The following is a 14,199-nucleotide window of genomic DNA, read 5'->3' on the forward strand; positions in this document are numbered from 1 at the left end:
AACCCCCAACCCCCAACCCCCAACCCTCAACGCCCAACGCTCAGCGCCCAACGCACATAGCTCAACGTCAAACGCTCAACGCTCATCGCACAACGCTCATCGCACAACGACTCACCCCAAACCCTTTTCCAGCATGCCAATCACCTCTTCGGCAAAGGCCGCGTAGCTGATCGGGCCGCCCGGGCGCAGCCAAGTGAAGGTCCAGTTGATCATGCCCAGCAGCATCATGGTCAGGGCGGTCTGGTTGGTAGGGGTCAGGCGCTCGGGGTAGGCCCGCTTCATGAAGCGCGTCATGGCGGCCACGATGTCGCGCTGACGGTTCAAGATCAACTCGCGTGGCGGCACCGCGCCCGAGGGCAGGGCCGAGTCGGGCACATCGCTCAAAAACTGCGTGTCGTTGAGCAGCGCCGCGTGCCGCGTGGCCGAGGTTTCGTATTCCTGCAAAAATGTCCGCACCAACTCGTGCAGCGTGCCGCGTTCGTCCAGGTTTTTACGCTGGGCGGTGGCCTCGGTCTGGGCAATCAGCGCCAGCAAGCGCTGGGTGTGGCGGTCCAGCAGGTCAAACAAGATGGCTTCTTTGCTCTCGTAATAGTGGTACAGCCGCGCTTTGGAGGTGCCGCAGGCGGTGGCGATCTCGTTCATGCTGGCCGCCGGATAGCTGCGCTTTGCAAAGCACTGGGCGGCAATGTCAAGAATCGCGTCGCGCTTGATGTCGTGGGTTGCAGATTTAGGTCGGGCCATGACGGCATTTTGCCAGTGCCCTCGTTTTCGCTGAAGCACTGTGCTTTCCTGATTTTGTGGCACAACGCGGTGGCCAATGCATAATGCATATATGCATAAGGAGCTTTCATGCAGAAAAGAATGACCATCACCATGGACGAGGCCGTCTACGAGGGCTTGGTACGCGTGGTCGGACGCCGAAAGATCAGCAGTTTTCTCGAATCTTTGGCAAGGCCACACGTCGTGAGTGAAGACATGGCCAAGGCTTACCGCGCCATGGCCGAAGACACCGAACGCGAGCTAGAGGCTTTGGCCTGGAGCGAAGCCCTGATTGGCGACGTCAGCCATGCGACGCGGTGAAGTCTGGTGGGTGAATTTCGATCCTGCCAAAGGTGGAGAGATCCGCAAAAAAAGACCTGCAGTGATCGTCAGCAATGACCTGTCCAACACCCATCTGAACCGCTTGCAGGTCGTCCCCTTGACCTCCAACACGGGACGGCTCTACCCCAGTGAGGCCGTGGTGAGCGTGGCAGGCCAAACCAGCAAAGCCATGGCAGATCAGCTGACCACGGTGGCCAAGGAACGCCTGACCACCGCCTTGGGTGCGCTCAACAAAACGGACATGAACGCTTTGCAGGGCGTCATCAAACTCCAGCTCGGTTTGCCAGGCTAGAGCATCATGGGTCTGCTCTTTGATCAGACCGGACCTTGCACGGCCGATGGCCCACGCGAGCATTGCCGCCACCTGCCCCGCACCAGCAACAGGGCACCTGCCATAAGCACGCCAAGCCCCAAACGGGCCGAAGCCCCCAGTGCCTGACCCCAGGCCAGGCGCCATTGGCGCGCCAGCTCGGCCAAAGTGGGGCTGGGCACAAGGCAGGGGGTCATGTCCTGCGGCACTTCCCGCCAGTCAAAGCGCAAGTCGGCCTGGCCTTGGCGGGCCTCCATGACCAAACGCACGCCGGCTGGCACGTCGAGGATTTGCCCCGCCTCCAGAAAATGGTCGCCACCCCTTCGCGCCTCAAGGGCCAGGGGATGGTCCCAAGTGATCCATGCACCACCTTGCACCACCAACAACTGGCTGTCACGGCGGGGCAACAAGCTCAGGGCGCGCTGCGGGGCCAAGCGCCAAGTGCCTGCCCAGCGGACAGTTTTGAGTTTTTGACAGTCTTGCAAAGAAGCGAACAGCTCGGGTTCAGACATCTCCATCTCCAATTTGAGATCAACGCCGACAAGATCGTCGGCATCCCCATCATGCAATCCAAAGCATTCACCGTCCAATGCCAATCCTGGGCTCCATTGATGCGCGAAAAGCATGAATAACCCGCCCCGCCGCGCCTATCATGAAACCCACCATGCCGCCCCACCACGCCCCTGCCGCCCGCACCCGCCCCATCGCGATGAACCACCTGCGGGCCTTCGACGCGGTGGCACGGCACCTGAACTTTCGCTTGGCCGCCGAAGAACTGGCCCTGACCCAAAGCGCTGTGAGTCGGCAAATCCAGGCGCTGGAGCACGAGGTGGGCACGGCACTGTTTTTACGGCACACCCGCTCGGTGGAGCTGACCCGTGCGGGCAACATGCTGCACCGCGCCACAAGCACCTCGCTGGATCACATCGACGCGACAGTGCGGCAAATTCGCCAAAGCACAGGTCGCCAAAGTGTGTCCATCACCACCTGGGCCTCGTTTGCCAGCATGTGGCTGATCCCGCGTTTGGAGATGTTCCAGCGCGAACACCCCGACATTGACATCCGCATCGATGCCACCGATGCCACCGTCGACATGCACAACACCGATGTCGATCTGTCATTGCGTTACGCCGCCCAAAGGCCTGCCATGCTGGACGCAGAGCGCCTTTTTGGGGAGCAACTCACCGTGGTGGCCAGCCCTTGGTTGTTGAAAAACCACGCCATCAACACCCTAGACGATCTGCTGCAATGCACCTTGATTGAAGCGGGCGATGCTTACCGCACACGGCACATGGAATGGCTCAGCTGGCAACGTTGGCTGAACACCTACAACACCAGCCCCGCCACCCAGCCCCCTGTGCGCAAAAGCCCGCGCGGCCCCTCACGCGCCAAGCCTCTGAGCCCCGCATCCCCAGCCCGTTGGCTGTATTTCAATTACGCGCACCAAATCGTGCAAGCGGCCTTGACCGGTCAAGGCTTGGCTTTGGCCCGGCTGCCCTTGGTGGCCGAGAACCTGGCCAACGGCAGCCTGGTGGAGGTCTTGCCCCAGATGCGCTTGACATCGCCCATGGCTTGTTGGCTGCTGATCGCGCCGCGCAGCCACACTCGCCCTGAGGTGCGCGCCTTTGGCGACTGGCTGCGCCAACAAGCGGCAGAGACCCGCCAAGCGATCGGTGATGTGCCCGACCCCGACACGCTGGACACGTTGGACTGAAACGACCGCTCTGGCCCTCAAACAGGCCACACCACCCCGTTGTCGTTCAAGATCGCGTCCAGCGGCTGGTCGTGGTCTTCGGGGTCTAGGTCATCCAAAAAGCCGTGGGTGTAACCCAGGCCCACGGTGAAGGGTTTGGGCTGCAAAGCGGCCAAGGTGCGGTCATAAAAACCGCCGCCATAACCCAGGCGATAGCCACCGATGCCATAACCCACACAGGGCACAAACAGCAAAGTGGGCACGATGACTTCGGTGTCTTTGGGTTTGGGGATGCCGTAGGCGTCTTCTTCCATCGGGCAACCGGGGTACCAGGTGTGAAAAGTCAGGGTTTTGTGCTGTTTGTTGACCACCGGCAAGCCAATTTGGCGGCGCTGCGGCTCACCGTGCAGCTCACCATCTTCTTTCCAGCGGTGCAGCGCGGGCAAAGGGTCAAACTCGCCCTTGATGGGCCAATAAGCCCCAATGACGGTGTCCGGGCGGTCAAACAGCCAAATGCGCATGATGCGCTGCAGGGCTTCGGCCCGCGCCAAGCGGTCCGGCAGATTCAACCTTTCTTGCACCAAGGATTTTCTCAAGGCACGTTTTACTTCGGCTTTGTCCATAATCGACCCATGAAATTCAGATGCATTTTGACACTGCTCAGCGCCATCGCCACCTCAGGGCTGCTGAGCGCGCCCGCACAGTCCCAAAACCGGGGGGACGACGTGTTGCTGGAGATGCACCAGGCCTATCGCAAACAAGACGCCAACCGCCTGTCGGCCCTGCTGCCCCAGACCCGTGGCCATGCACTGGAGCCCATGGCGGCCTATTGGGAACTGCGCGTTCGGCTGGACATGGCACCGGTGTCTGAAATACACCGTTTTTTGAACACTTACGCGGGCAGCTACTACGAAGACCGTCTGCGCAACGACTGGCTGCAACAACTGGGCAAGCGCCGTGACTGGGCGACTTTCCACGCCGAGTACCGGCACTTTCGCATGCGCGATGACCGCGAAGTGCGCTGCTATGCCTTGGCTGTCGAGGCCATGAACAGCAAAGCCGACGTGGCCAAGGAAGGCCTCAGCCTGTGGTACGCCCAGCGCGATGCCGATGATGCTTGCACCTACTTGGTCGAGCACCTGCACTCAGGCCGACAGATTCAGGCCTTGGACCTGTGGCGCAAGGCCCGCATCGCCATGGATGCCAATCGCCCCCGCGCAGCCCAAGCAGCGGTCGACATCGAAGCACCCCGCCTGTCCGAGCAAGTCGCGCTGATCCACGCCGATCCGGCCAAATACTTGGAGCAGCGCATCTTGGCCATCACCCGCAGCCGCAAAGAGTTGGCCGTGCTGGCACTGATCCGGCTGGCCGCCCAAGACCCCGATCAAGCAGCCGACCTGCTGAGCCGCCGCTGGGCCACTCAGTTGACACCCGAAGAGCGCCATTGGACCTGGGCTGTGATCGGCAAACACGCGGCCCTGAATCTGCAAGACCGGGCCGCCAGCCACTTTGCCCAAGTCAAAAATACCAGCCACCTGAACGACGATTTACTGAGCTGGAAAGTGCGTGCTGCCTTGCGCCAAGACCAATGGCCACAGGTGCTGAACGCCACCCAAGCCATGAGCGCTGAGGGCCGCAAAGACCCCACCTGGGTTTATTGGCGTGCCCGTGCCTTGCTGGCCACGGCCAAGAACGAAACCCAGCGCCAAGAGGCACAAGACCTGCTGCGCCAAATCGCCAGCGTACGCGGCTTTTACGAGCAACTCGCCTTGGAAGACTTGGGCCAAAGCATCACCGTGCCCGAGCGCCCCAGCGCCCTCACGCCAGCTGAAAAAGCCGCTGCCCTGACCCATCCTGGGCTGCAACGCGCCCTGTATGCCATCGCTTTGGGCTTGCGGCCTGAGGGCAACCGCGAGTGGAACTACAGCACCAGCTTGCACACGCCCGGCGGCATGAACGACCGCGAATTGCTGGCCGCCGCCGACTTGGCCTGCCAACGCCAAGTGTGGGACCGCTGCATCAACACAAGTGAGCGCACCAAGGCGGTGTTTGACCACGAGCAGCGCTTTCCCATGCCGCTGCGCGAGACCGTGGTGCGCCGCGCCAGTGAGATCGGCTTAGACCCAGCCTTTGTTTACGGCCTGATCCGTCAAGAAAGCCGCTTCATCATGGACGCCCGCTCACACGTGGGCGCATCGGGCCTGATGCAGGTCATGCCAGCCACCGCCAAATGGACTGCCAAAAAGATTGGCCTGAACAACTTCAAACCCGAACATATCAACGACCGCGAGGTGAACGTGGCCATCGGTACCGCTTATCTGAAACTGGTGCTGGACAACTTTGAGGGCTCCATGCCCATGGCCACCGCTGCCTACAACGCCGGTCCCAACCGCCCGCGCAGCTGGCGCAACGGCCCCCAGCTTGAGGCCGCCATCTGGGCCGAAAACATCCCGTTTTTTGAAACCCGCGACTACGTGAAAAAAGTGCTGTCCAACACCACCCACTACGCCGCCATCTTGACGGGGCAGCCGCAGTCGCTCAAAGCGCGTTTAGGCCAAGTGGGGCCGCGCCACTTGCCCATGGCCAGCGCAGACCCAGATTTGCCTTGAACAGGCCAGGCCAGTGATGTCAGGCCACAGGCCCCAACAAAGCATCCAAATTGGCCTGGATTTTTTCTTCGATCTTGCCGCTGTAAGCGCCCAACAAAAAGCCCAGCTTGATCTGCAGGTCAAAGCGGGTGGCGCTGACCGAGAGTTCGCCACTCACACCACTGCGCTCAAAGCGCATGCGGTCCAAGGCCTCGCCCGGCTCTGCGGCGCACTTCATGCCCCAGTCTTGTTCGGCCTGCGCGCGCCAACGTTCGGCCACCAAACGGGCCCCTTCCAGGCCCAGGCTGTGTTCGCGTTCGATGTTCAATTCAGGCATGGGCTTCTTTCGGGTTGGGTTCGGTGGCAAGCGTGGCCGCGAACTCGGCATGGGCATCTTCTTTATGCAGCAGGGCCACCTCCACCAGGCAGTCGTAAAACACGGGCGCTCGGCCCAAATCGGTCAGGTGCTGGCTGGTCAGCTCGTTCACATTGGTGCCGTTCAGGCCCAGCTTGCGCCACCAAATGCCCAGGCCATGCACCACGCCGGGTCGCGCGCGTTGGTTCAAACGTGCTTTGCAGTGGTAAGTGCCCCGGTCGTTGAAGACACGCAGCACCGCACCGTCGGCAATGCCCCGCGCCTGCGCGTCTTGCGGGTGCATCTCCAGCACCGGCTCAGCCTCAATGTCGCGCAAGCTTTGCACGTTGACAAAGGTCGAGTTCAAAAAGTTGCGCGCAGGCGGCGAGATCATGGCCAGCGGGTAGCGGCCACCGGGCGTGGCCAACTCGTAATTGGGCAGGTGGTCGGGCAGGCCGTCCAGCCCTTGGTCGGCCAAGCGTTGGCTGAAAAACTCACACCGCCCCGAGGGCGATGGAAAGCCGCCTTGCGCAAACGGCGCATCGGGCACGGGCAAAGAAGCAAAGCCATGTTCAAGCAGCTGCGCAAAGTCTTTGTCGTCGCCGATGGCGCTGCGGCACAGGCTTTCGTCGCTCTCGGCAAAACACGGGTCGTCAAAACCCATGCGCGCCGCCAGCGCCCGAAAGATGTCGGTGTTGGTGCGCGCACCGCCCACGGGCGCGATCGCGGGGCGGTTGAGCAGCACATCGGTGTGGCCGTAGCTGGTGTGGATGTCCCAGTGCTCCAACTGCGTGGTGGCCGGCAAGATGAAATCGGCGTAATCGGCGGTGTCGGTCTGAAAGTGCTCCAACACCACGGTGAACAGGTCTTTGCGGGCAAAGCCCTGCACCACCTTGCCCGACTCGGGGGCCACGGCCACCGGGTTGCTGTTGTAGACGATCAAGGCCTCGATCTGCGGGCCAAAGGTGGGCGACGCCGGGCGCAGCAGGTCGTCGCCAATGGTGCTCATGTTGATGGTGCGCGGCCGCCGCTCGCCCAGCAAGTCGGGCCGCTGCAAAGCGGCGCGCCGCACCGGAAAATGCCCGGAGCTGCTGAGCAAGACCCCGCCTGCCCGGTGCCGCCAAGCGCCAGTCAGCGCAGGCAGGCAAGCGATGGCCCGCACCGCGTTACCGCCACCGCGCACGCGCTGCATGCCGTAGTTCAGGCGAATGGCCGCAGGCTGGGTGGTGCCCCAGTCGCGTGCCAGTTGGCGAATTTGCGCCACCGGCACCCCGCACACCTCGGCGGCGCGCTCGGGGGTCCACTGCAAGGCGCGGGCCCTCAAGGCGTCCCAGCCCAGGGTGTAGCGGTCGATGTAGTCTTGGTCGAGCCAGCCGTGCACGATCAGCTCGTGCATCAGCGCCAAAGCCAGCGCCGCGTCGGTGCCGGGGCGCAGAGCGATGTGTTCGTGGCATTTTTCGGCCGTCTCGCTGCGCCGGGGGTCGATGCAGACCAGCTTCGCGCCGTTGCGCTTGGCCTCTTGCGCCAGACGCCAAAAATGCAGGTTGCTGCCAATCGAGTTGCTGCCCCAAATCACGATGAGCTTGGATTCGGCAAAAAACTCCACCTTCATGCCCACCTTGTTGCCCAAGGTCTGGGTCAGGGCTTCGGCCCCGGCCGAAGCGCAAATCGTGCGGTCCAAGAGCGATGCGCCCATCTGGTGGAAAAACCGCGCCGCAATCGACTCGCTTTGCACCAGGCCCATGGTGCCGGCGTAGCTGTAGGGCAGCACCGCCTGCGGCTCGCGTGCGGCAATGGTTTTCAAGCGTGCGGCAATCGCGTCCAGCGCTTCGTCCCAAGCCACAGGCGCAAACTGGCCCGAGCCTTTGGGGCCGACGCGCTGCAACGGCGTCAACAGGCGATCCGGGTGGTAAGTGCGCTCTGTGTAACGCGAGACTTTGGTGCACAACACACCGCCGGTCTGCGCGTGCGCCGGGTTGCCCTGCACCTTGGTGGCCCGCCCGTTTTCCACGGTGGTCAGCAAAGCGCAGGTGTCGGGGCAGTCGTGCGGGCAAGCCCCGCGCACGGTTTGTGGGGTGTCAAGGGCCACATGGGCAGCTGGCTGGGGCAACATGAGAGGTCTTCCAAAAAGCGCAAACCCGATTGTGGCCGATGCGCTGCGCAGGGCAAAAGACGGGCATGTCCCCAACGCGCTGCGGGTGGCCAAACGGAAGTTGGCAAAATAGCCTCACTATCGCTAGACTCAAGACCATGAAACTCATCGACACCATCCTCACCGACGCGGCCAGCATCGCGGCCATTCGCAAAGACATCCACGCCCACCCCGAGCTGTGCTTCCAAGAAGTGCGCACGGCCGACGTGGTCGCCCAACAACTCACCGACTGGGGCATCCCCATCCACCGTGGCATGGGCACCACCGGTGTGGTGGGCATCGTGCACGGGCGCGACGGCGGCGCTTGCGGGCGCGGCATTGGTCTGCGCGCCGACATCGACGCCCTGCCCATGCAGGAGTTCAACACCTTTGCCCACGCCAGCAAACACCAAGGCAAGATGCACGCCTGCGGCCACGACGGCCACACCGCCATGCTGTTGGCAGCGGCCAAGCATTTCGCCAAGCACCGCGACTTTGACGGCACGGTGTATTTGATCTTCCAACCCGCCGAAGAAGGCGGCGGCGGTGCCCGCGAGATGATCAAAGACGGTTTGTTTGACAAATTCCCCATGCAGGCCGTGTTTGGCATGCACAACTGGCCCGGCGCGCCTGTGGGCACTTTTGCCGTCAGCGCTGGCCCGGTCATGGCGTCGAGCAACGAGTTCAAGATCACCATCCGCGGCAAGGGCAGCCACGCCGCCCTGCCGCACAACGGCATCGACCCGGTGCCGATTGCCTGCCAAATGGTGCAAGGCTTTCAGACCATCATCACGCGCAACAAAAAGCCGGTGGACGCGGGCGTGATCTCGGTCACCATGATCCACGCGGGCGAAGCCACCAACGTGGTGCCCGACTCGTGCGAGCTGCAAGGCACGGTGCGCACCTTCAGCATCGAGGTCTTGGACCTGATCGAGTCGCGCATGAAGCAAGTGGCCGAGTCGATTGGCGCGGCTTTTGGCGCGCAATGCGAATTTGAATTCACCCGCAACTACCCGCCCACCATCAACAGCCCTGCAGAGGCCGATTTTGCGCGCCAGGTCATGCATGGCATCGTGGGCCCTGAGCACGTGATGCCCCAAGAGCCCACCATGGGCGCGGAAGACTTCTCTTACATGCTGCAAGCCAAGCCAGGGGCATATGTCTTCATCAGCAACGGCGACGGCGCGCACCGCGAAATGGGCCACGGCGGCGGCCCTTGCACCTTGCACAACCCGAGCTACGACTTCAACGACGACCTGATCCCGCTGGGCGGCACCTATTGGGTGGAGTTGGCCACGCAATGGCTGGCCAAGCCCACCCAAACCGCTTGACCTGCCCCGCATGAACGACACCCCAAACAGCTTTTCCAAAAGCTACGCACAGGCCCGTGACAAATTCTTGAATGCCACACAAAACGCTGGCCTGCAAGTGGACGCCAAGCTTCACCCCCTGCCCGGGCGGGATGGTGAAACCCTGGCCATGGACGTGGTGCTCGACGGCGCCCCCGACGCAGCCAAATTGCTGGTGATCAGCAGCGCTTGCCACGGCGTCGAGGGTTATTGCGGCTCTGGCGTGCAAATTCATGCCCTGAAGCACAGCGCCTGGCGCGCAGCGGCCCGTGCCCAAGGCGTGGCCGTGCTCTACATCCATGCGCTCAACCCACACGGGTTCTCGCATGTGCGGCGCGTCACCCACGAAAACGTCGACATCAACCGCAACTTCCAAGATTTTTCCAAGCCCCTGCCCGACAACGCGGCTTACCGCGAAATTGAGCCCCTGCTCTTGCCCGAGGTCTGGCCGCCCGATGCGACCAACGCAGCGGCTACCCAAACCTACATCACCGAGCGCGGCATGAAGGCCTATCAATCCGCCATCTCCCAAGGGCAACATGAATTTCCAGAGGGCCTGTTTTTTGGTGGCTTGGCCCCCACTTGGAGCAACCTGACGCTGCGCCAAGTGCTCCGCCAATACGGCCAAAACTGTCAACACCTGGCTTGGATCGACCTGCACACAGGCCTGGGGCCCAGCGGTGTGGGTGAACGCATCTTTGCCTGCGCCGACGACGCCCCAGCCTTCGCCCGTGCCAAAGCTTGGTGGGGAGATGGCATCACCTCAATCTACGACGGCTCCTCCTCCTCACCCATGCTGACCGGGCTGATGTGGATGGCCGCTTACCAAGAGTGCCCACAAGCCCAATACACCGGCATCGCCCTGGAGTACGGCACACAAGCCCCCGACAAAGTCTTGCACGCACTGCGCGGCGACCACTGGTTGCAGCTGCACCCGCAAGCGCCCGACGCACTGCGCCATGCCATCAAACAAGACCTGATGAACGCCTTTTACACCGACACCGACGCATGGCGCAGCCTCATCGTGGACCAAGCCATGGACGCGATGCACCAAGCGGTCAACGGCTTGAGCGCAGCATGAGCACGCCGCGCGTTTTGGTGTTGGGCGGCACCGGCTTTGTCGGCAGCCACGTTTGCGAACAATTTGCCCGCTTGGGCTGGCACTGCACAGTGCCCACCCGCCGCGCCGTGAACGCCGCCAAAGTGCAAAGCCTGCCCGGCCTGACTGTGATCGAAGCCTCGGTGCACAGCGAGGCCGATCTGGCCCGCCTGATGCCCGGCCACGACGCCGTGGTGAACTTGGTGGCCGTGCTGCACGGCAGCCAAGAGCGCTTTGACAAGGTGCATGTTCAATTGCCCGGCAAAATCGCCAGCGCCATGCGCAAAGCCGGTGTACAGCGTTTGGTGCAGATCAGCGCCTTGGGTGCTGACCCGCAAGGCCCGTCGATGTACCAGCGCAGCAAGGCGGGTGGCGAGACGGTGCTGCACAACGCGGGTTTGCAGCTCACGGTGCTGCGCCCCAGCGTGATCTTTGGCGCAGAAGACAAATTTTTGAACCTCTTTGCCAGTCTGCAAAGCGTGGCCCCCTTCATGCCACTGGCTGGCCGCGACACGCGTTTTCAACCCGTGTGGGTGGGCGACGTGGCCCACGCGGTGGTGGCTTGTTTGCAAAACCCAAAGACCATTGGCCAGACCTACGAACTGTGCGGGCCCGACGTCATGAGCTTGGGCGAATTGGTGAAAAAAGCGGGCCAATGGGCCGGCGTGAACCAAGGCCGAGGCCGCCCGGTGATCGGTCTGCCGATGTGGATGGGTTGGCTGCAAGCCCTGGCCATGGAACTGGCCCCGGGCGAACCCCTGATGAGCCGGGACAACCTGGCCTCAATGCAAGTCGACAACATCGCCACCGGCCAATGGCCTGGCTTGACAGCACTGGGCATCACCGCTGCCTGTGTTGCCGGCGTGGCCCCCGGCTACTTGGGCCACCGAGGCCCGCGCAGCCGCATGAACGCTTGGCGCGCCCGCGCTGGGCGCTGAGGGCCGCAGCCACATGCAGGGGCTGGCGCACAACGCCCAGAGCCCGACACCCAGCCCCAAGCCACCCCGCCCAAGCCACCCCCCCAAGCCACCCTGCCAAACCTTCAAAGCCAAACCCGCGCCCAGCAAGCCAGCTGGCCAAGGCGCGGCCAGTGCCGTTAACATGGGCGGTCATCACGGGAGAACCACCGCCATGCAACTCTACATTGCCAACAAAAATTACTCGTCCTGGTCCATGCGCCCCTGGGTGCTGCTGCGCCAGGCGGACATTGACTTTGAAGAGGTCTTTGTGCGCTTTGACAGCTTTGCGCCCGACTCACAGTTCAAGTCTGCATTGAAAGACATCAACCCCGTGGGCAAGGTGCCTGTGCTGGTGCACGACGGCCTGGCCATTTGGGACACGCTGGCGATTGCGGAATACCTGGCCGAGTTGTTTCCCGAAAAAAACCTCTGGCCACAAGAGCGCGCCGCCCGCGCCCGCGCCCGCAGCGTTTGCGCCGAAATGCACAGCGGCTTCATGGGCTTGCGCAGTGCTTGCCCCATGAACATCGAAGCCCACCTGCCCGAGATCGGCGCTTTGGCCCTGCGCGACCAAGCCGCCGTGCGTGCCGACTTGGCCCGCATCTGCAGCCTGTGGAGCGGCCTGCTGCAAGCGCACGGCGGCCCCATGCTGTTTGGCCAGTTCAGCGTGGCCGACGCCTACTTTGCCCCGGTGGTCATGCGCATCAAAACCTACGCCCTGCCCGTGCCTGCCGATCTGGCCGCCTACATGGACCGCGTGTGCGCCCTGCCCGGCGTGCAAGCCTGGACCGATGGCGCGCTGGCCGAGCAGGACTTCATCGACTTTGAAGAGCCCTTCCGACTGGCTCGTTGAACCCAGCGACTGCCATGCAAGTCTTTGTTGTCGGTGGAGCGGTGCGCGATGCGTGGATGGGCATGCCCGTCAACGACCGCGACTGGGTGGTGGTGGGCAGCACGCCCGAGGCCATGACCGCCAAAGGCTTTATGCCCGTGGGCAAAGACTTTCCGGTGTTTTTGCACCCGCAAAGCCGCGAAGAATACGCCCTGGCCCGCACCGAGCGCAAAACGGCGCGTGGCTACAAAGGCTTTGCGGTGCAGGCCGCACCCGGCGTCACGCTGGAGCAGGACCTGGCCCGGCGCGACCTCACCGTGAACGCCATGGCCGTGCCCGAGGCCTTGGCGCACGCCCCCCCCAGCGCTTGGCTTGGCCACACCATCGACCCCTATGGCGGGCAACGCGATCTGCAGGCCAAGCTGCTGCGCCATGTCACCGCCGCCTTTGCCGAAGACCCGGTGCGCATCTTGCGCGTGGCACGTTTTGCGGCGCGCTTGGCAGACTTTGCCGTGGCCGACGAAACCCTGGCGCTGATGCGCCAGATGGTGCAGAGCGGCGAGGCCGACCACTTGGTGCCCGAGCGCGTCTGGCAAGAGCTGGCCAAGGGGCTGATGAGCCACAAGCCTTCGCGCATGTTCGAGGTGCTGCGCGCCTGCGGCGCACTCCAAGTGTTGTTGCCCGAACTGGACCGCCTGTGGGGCGTACCCCAAAGCGCTGAGCACCACCCCGAAATCGACACCGGCGTGCACATGATGCTGGTGCTGGACATGGCCGCCCGGCTGAACATGCCGCTGCCCGTGCGCGTGGCCTGCCTGATGCACGACCTGGGCAAAGGCACCACCCCCGCCGACGTGTTGCCGCGCCACATTGGCCACGAAGGCCGCAGCGTCAAGCTCTTGCAAAAGGTGTGCGAGCGCCTGCGCGTGCCCACCGAGTGCAGGGCTTTGGCCGAGGTGGTGGCGCGTGAGCACGGCAACATCCACCGCAGCGCCGAGCTGAACGCCCAAGCCCTGATGCGCTTGCTGGAGCGCTGCGACGCGATGCGCCAGCCCGAGCGCTTCTTGCAGGTGCTGCAAGCCTGTGAATGCGATGCACGGGGGCGGCTGGGCTTTGAGCAAGCCCCCTACCCGCAGGCCGAACGCTTGCGCCAAGCCCAAGCGGCCGCCTTGTCGGTCGACACCGCGCCGCTGGCCCAAGCCGCCGCCGCCCAAGGCCTGCGCGGCCCGCAGATCGGGCAACACATTGCCCAGCACCGCACCCAAGCCATCCGCGCCCGCTTGGCTTGACAGGCCAGCCCAACCAGGCTGGCCCTGGCCCATCACACCATGATCACCCGCTCATCGAGCAAGGTCAACAAGTTCACCCCCGTCAAGCCGCTGGCCGCCGCGTTGGCAAACACAATGGTTTGCGCCGTGCTGGTGAAGTTGGACTCGCCGTAGGGGTCGACCTTGAGCACCGCGTTGCCTGAGCCATCGGTGCTCAGCTGCAAGAAGGTGGCCAAGTTGCTCAGCACGTTGAAACCCGAGTCCTGCAAAATGCCCGACAGGTCCACCTTGTCGCCCTCCGTCTTGCTGAAGTCGGTGATGCTGTCGCTGCCCACTTCGTTGAAGTTGAAGCGGAACACATCTGCACCCGCACCCCCAGTCATCGTGTCATCCTATTTCCGGCAGTTGACGTTGCATAAACCGGCCGCAAGCTAGACTGGTAGCCAGTTTCAACGGATTTACAGAGGTCACCAAATGGGTGAAGCCAAAAGACGCCAACTCGCTGTCCAAACGC

15 protein-coding genes are annotated in these 14,199 nt (G+C 63.1%); 9 read left to right on the forward strand and 6 right to left on the reverse strand.

Annotated features, from left to right (window positions below):
* Positions 1–111 precede the first annotated feature (111 nt).
* A complete protein-coding gene (locus ACIQ39_RS14595; protein ID WP_396435331.1) occupies positions 112–741 on the reverse strand; it encodes a TetR/AcrR family transcriptional regulator in 630 nt (209 codons plus the stop codon).
* A 108-nt stretch (positions 742–849) separates the two neighbouring features.
* Here ACIQ39_RS14595 and ACIQ39_RS14600 point away from each other — a divergent pair, with 108 nt between their 5' ends.
* A complete protein-coding gene (locus tag ACIQ39_RS14600; protein WP_396435332.1) occupies positions 850–1,080 on the forward strand; it encodes an addiction module antitoxin in 231 nt (76 codons plus the stop codon).
* Positions 1,067–1,393, forward strand: coding sequence for a type II toxin-antitoxin system PemK/MazF family toxin (locus ACIQ39_RS14605; protein ID WP_396435333.1), 327 nt, complete (start codon positions 1,067–1,069; stop codon positions 1,391–1,393). Before ACIQ39_RS14600 ends, ACIQ39_RS14605 begins: the two co-directional genes overlap by 14 nt.
* Before the next feature lie 23 nt (positions 1,394–1,416).
* Here ACIQ39_RS14605 and ACIQ39_RS14610 read toward each other — a convergent pair whose 3' ends face one another.
* Positions 1,417–1,923, reverse strand: a complete 507-nt coding sequence (locus ACIQ39_RS14610; protein ID WP_396435334.1) for a DUF2917 domain-containing protein — start codon at positions 1,921–1,923, stop codon at positions 1,417–1,419.
* Positions 1,924–2,063: 140 nt separating this feature from the next.
* Between ACIQ39_RS14610 and ACIQ39_RS14615 the strand changes: the two genes are divergently transcribed.
* A complete protein-coding gene (locus tag ACIQ39_RS14615; protein ID WP_396435335.1) occupies positions 2,064–3,125 on the forward strand; it encodes a LysR substrate-binding domain-containing protein in 1,062 nt (353 codons plus the stop codon).
* Between the two features lie 17 nt (positions 3,126–3,142).
* On the opposite strand, the gene ACIQ39_RS14620 is transcribed toward ACIQ39_RS14615, so the two are convergent.
* Positions 3,143–3,727, reverse strand: a complete 585-nt coding sequence (locus ACIQ39_RS14620; RefSeq protein ID WP_396435336.1) for a 5-formyltetrahydrofolate cyclo-ligase — start codon at positions 3,725–3,727, stop codon at positions 3,143–3,145.
* Positions 3,728–3,736: 9 nt separating this feature from the next.
* Here ACIQ39_RS14620 and ACIQ39_RS14625 point away from each other — a divergent pair, with 9 nt between their 5' ends.
* Entirely contained in the window at positions 3,737–5,713 is a 1,977-nt protein-coding gene (locus tag ACIQ39_RS14625; protein WP_396435337.1) for a transglycosylase SLT domain-containing protein, read from the forward strand.
* A gap of 19 nt (positions 5,714–5,732) precedes the next feature.
* On the opposite strand, the gene ACIQ39_RS14630 is transcribed toward ACIQ39_RS14625, so the two are convergent.
* Together ACIQ39_RS14630 and ACIQ39_RS14635 are read right to left on the reverse strand one after the other, a co-directional pair.
* Positions 5,733–6,029: a polyhydroxyalkanoic acid system family protein gene (locus ACIQ39_RS14630; RefSeq protein ID WP_396435338.1), complete on the reverse strand. Its 297-nt coding sequence runs from the start codon at positions 6,027–6,029 to the stop codon at positions 5,733–5,735.
* Positions 6,022–8,160, reverse strand: a complete 2,139-nt coding sequence (locus ACIQ39_RS14635; protein ID WP_396435339.1) for a molybdopterin-dependent oxidoreductase — start codon at positions 8,158–8,160, stop codon at positions 6,022–6,024. The genes ACIQ39_RS14630 and ACIQ39_RS14635 overlap by 8 nt, the downstream gene beginning before the upstream one ends.
* 137 nt (positions 8,161–8,297) lie before the next feature.
* On the opposite strand from ACIQ39_RS14635, the gene ACIQ39_RS14640 reads away from it, so the two are divergent.
* From ACIQ39_RS14640 to ACIQ39_RS14660, 5 genes are all read left to right on the forward strand, one after another.
* The gene (locus ACIQ39_RS14640) at positions 8,298–9,509 is read left to right on the forward strand and encodes a M20 aminoacylase family protein (RefSeq protein ID WP_396435340.1); all 1,212 of its coding nucleotides are present in this window, start codon (positions 8,298–8,300) and stop codon (positions 9,507–9,509) included.
* A gap of 10 nt (positions 9,510–9,519) precedes the next feature.
* Positions 9,520–10,608 carry a M14 family metallopeptidase gene (locus tag ACIQ39_RS14645; RefSeq protein ID WP_396435341.1) on the forward strand — a complete coding sequence of 363 codons (1,089 nt, stop codon included), beginning with the start codon at positions 9,520–9,522 and terminating at the stop codon, positions 10,606–10,608.
* The gene (locus ACIQ39_RS14650) at positions 10,605–11,564 is read left to right on the forward strand and encodes a complex I NDUFA9 subunit family protein (RefSeq protein ID WP_396435342.1); all 960 of its coding nucleotides are present in this window, start codon (positions 10,605–10,607) and stop codon (positions 11,562–11,564) included. The genes ACIQ39_RS14645 and ACIQ39_RS14650 overlap by 4 nt, the downstream gene beginning before the upstream one ends.
* Before the next feature lie 193 nt (positions 11,565–11,757).
* Complete coding sequence (locus tag ACIQ39_RS14655) at positions 11,758–12,438, forward strand: glutathione S-transferase family protein (protein ID WP_396435343.1); 681 nt, start codon at positions 11,758–11,760, stop codon at positions 12,436–12,438.
* Between the two features lie 14 nt (positions 12,439–12,452).
* The gene (locus ACIQ39_RS14660; protein ID WP_396435344.1) at positions 12,453–13,706 is read left to right on the forward strand and encodes a multifunctional CCA addition/repair protein; all 1,254 of its coding nucleotides are present in this window, start codon (positions 12,453–12,455) and stop codon (positions 13,704–13,706) included.
* A gap of 32 nt (positions 13,707–13,738) precedes the next feature.
* Here the strand turns inward: ACIQ39_RS14660 and ACIQ39_RS14665 are convergent, their stop codons facing one another.
* Positions 13,739–14,068 carry a type I secretion C-terminal target domain-containing protein gene (locus ACIQ39_RS14665; protein WP_396435345.1) on the reverse strand — a complete coding sequence of 110 codons (330 nt, stop codon included), beginning with the start codon at positions 14,066–14,068 and terminating at the stop codon, positions 13,739–13,741.
* Between the last annotated feature and the right edge of the window lie 131 nt (positions 14,069–14,199).

Origin of the sequence: Limnohabitans sp., from assembly GCF_044361645.1 — a bacterium.
GTDB lineage: Bacteria > Pseudomonadota > Gammaproteobacteria > Burkholderiales > Burkholderiaceae_C > Limnohabitans_A.

Excerpts from the sequence above, each read along its gene's own strand:
- ACIQ39_RS14625 (WP_396435337.1), top strand. The coding sequence starts at position 3,737 with ATGAAATTCAGATGCATTTTGACACTGCTCAGCGCCATCGCCACCTCA.
- ACIQ39_RS14620 (WP_396435336.1), bottom strand. The coding sequence starts at position 3,727 with ATGGACAAAGCCGAAGTAAAACGTGCCTTGAGAAAATCCTTGGTGCAA.
- ACIQ39_RS14635 (WP_396435339.1), bottom strand. The coding sequence starts at position 8,160 with ATGTTGCCCCAGCCAGCTGCCCATGTGGCCCTTGACACCCCACAAACC.
- ACIQ39_RS14665 (WP_396435345.1), bottom strand. The coding sequence starts at position 14,068 with ATGACTGGGGGTGCGGGTGCAGATGTGTTCCGCTTCAACTTCAACGAA.
- ACIQ39_RS14640 (WP_396435340.1), top strand. The coding sequence starts at position 8,298 with ATGAAACTCATCGACACCATCCTCACCGACGCGGCCAGCATCGCGGCC.
- ACIQ39_RS14630 (WP_396435338.1), bottom strand. The coding sequence starts at position 6,029 with ATGCCTGAATTGAACATCGAACGCGAACACAGCCTGGGCCTGGAAGGG.
- ACIQ39_RS14610 (WP_396435334.1), bottom strand. The coding sequence starts at position 1,923 with ATGTCTGAACCCGAGCTGTTCGCTTCTTTGCAAGACTGTCAAAAACTC.
- ACIQ39_RS14660 (WP_396435344.1), top strand. The coding sequence starts at position 12,453 with ATGCAAGTCTTTGTTGTCGGTGGAGCGGTGCGCGATGCGTGGATGGGC.
- ACIQ39_RS14645 (WP_396435341.1), top strand. The coding sequence starts at position 9,520 with ATGAACGACACCCCAAACAGCTTTTCCAAAAGCTACGCACAGGCCCGT.
- ACIQ39_RS14595 (WP_396435331.1), bottom strand. The coding sequence starts at position 741 with ATGGCCCGACCTAAATCTGCAACCCACGACATCAAGCGCGACGCGATT.
- ACIQ39_RS14605 (WP_396435333.1), top strand. The coding sequence starts at position 1,067 with ATGCGACGCGGTGAAGTCTGGTGGGTGAATTTCGATCCTGCCAAAGGT.
- ACIQ39_RS14655 (WP_396435343.1), top strand. The coding sequence starts at position 11,758 with ATGCAACTCTACATTGCCAACAAAAATTACTCGTCCTGGTCCATGCGC.
- ACIQ39_RS14600 (WP_396435332.1), top strand. The coding sequence starts at position 850 with ATGCAGAAAAGAATGACCATCACCATGGACGAGGCCGTCTACGAGGGC.
- ACIQ39_RS14615 (WP_396435335.1), top strand. The coding sequence starts at position 2,064 with ATGAAACCCACCATGCCGCCCCACCACGCCCCTGCCGCCCGCACCCGC.
- ACIQ39_RS14650 (WP_396435342.1), top strand. The coding sequence starts at position 10,605 with ATGAGCACGCCGCGCGTTTTGGTGTTGGGCGGCACCGGCTTTGTCGGC.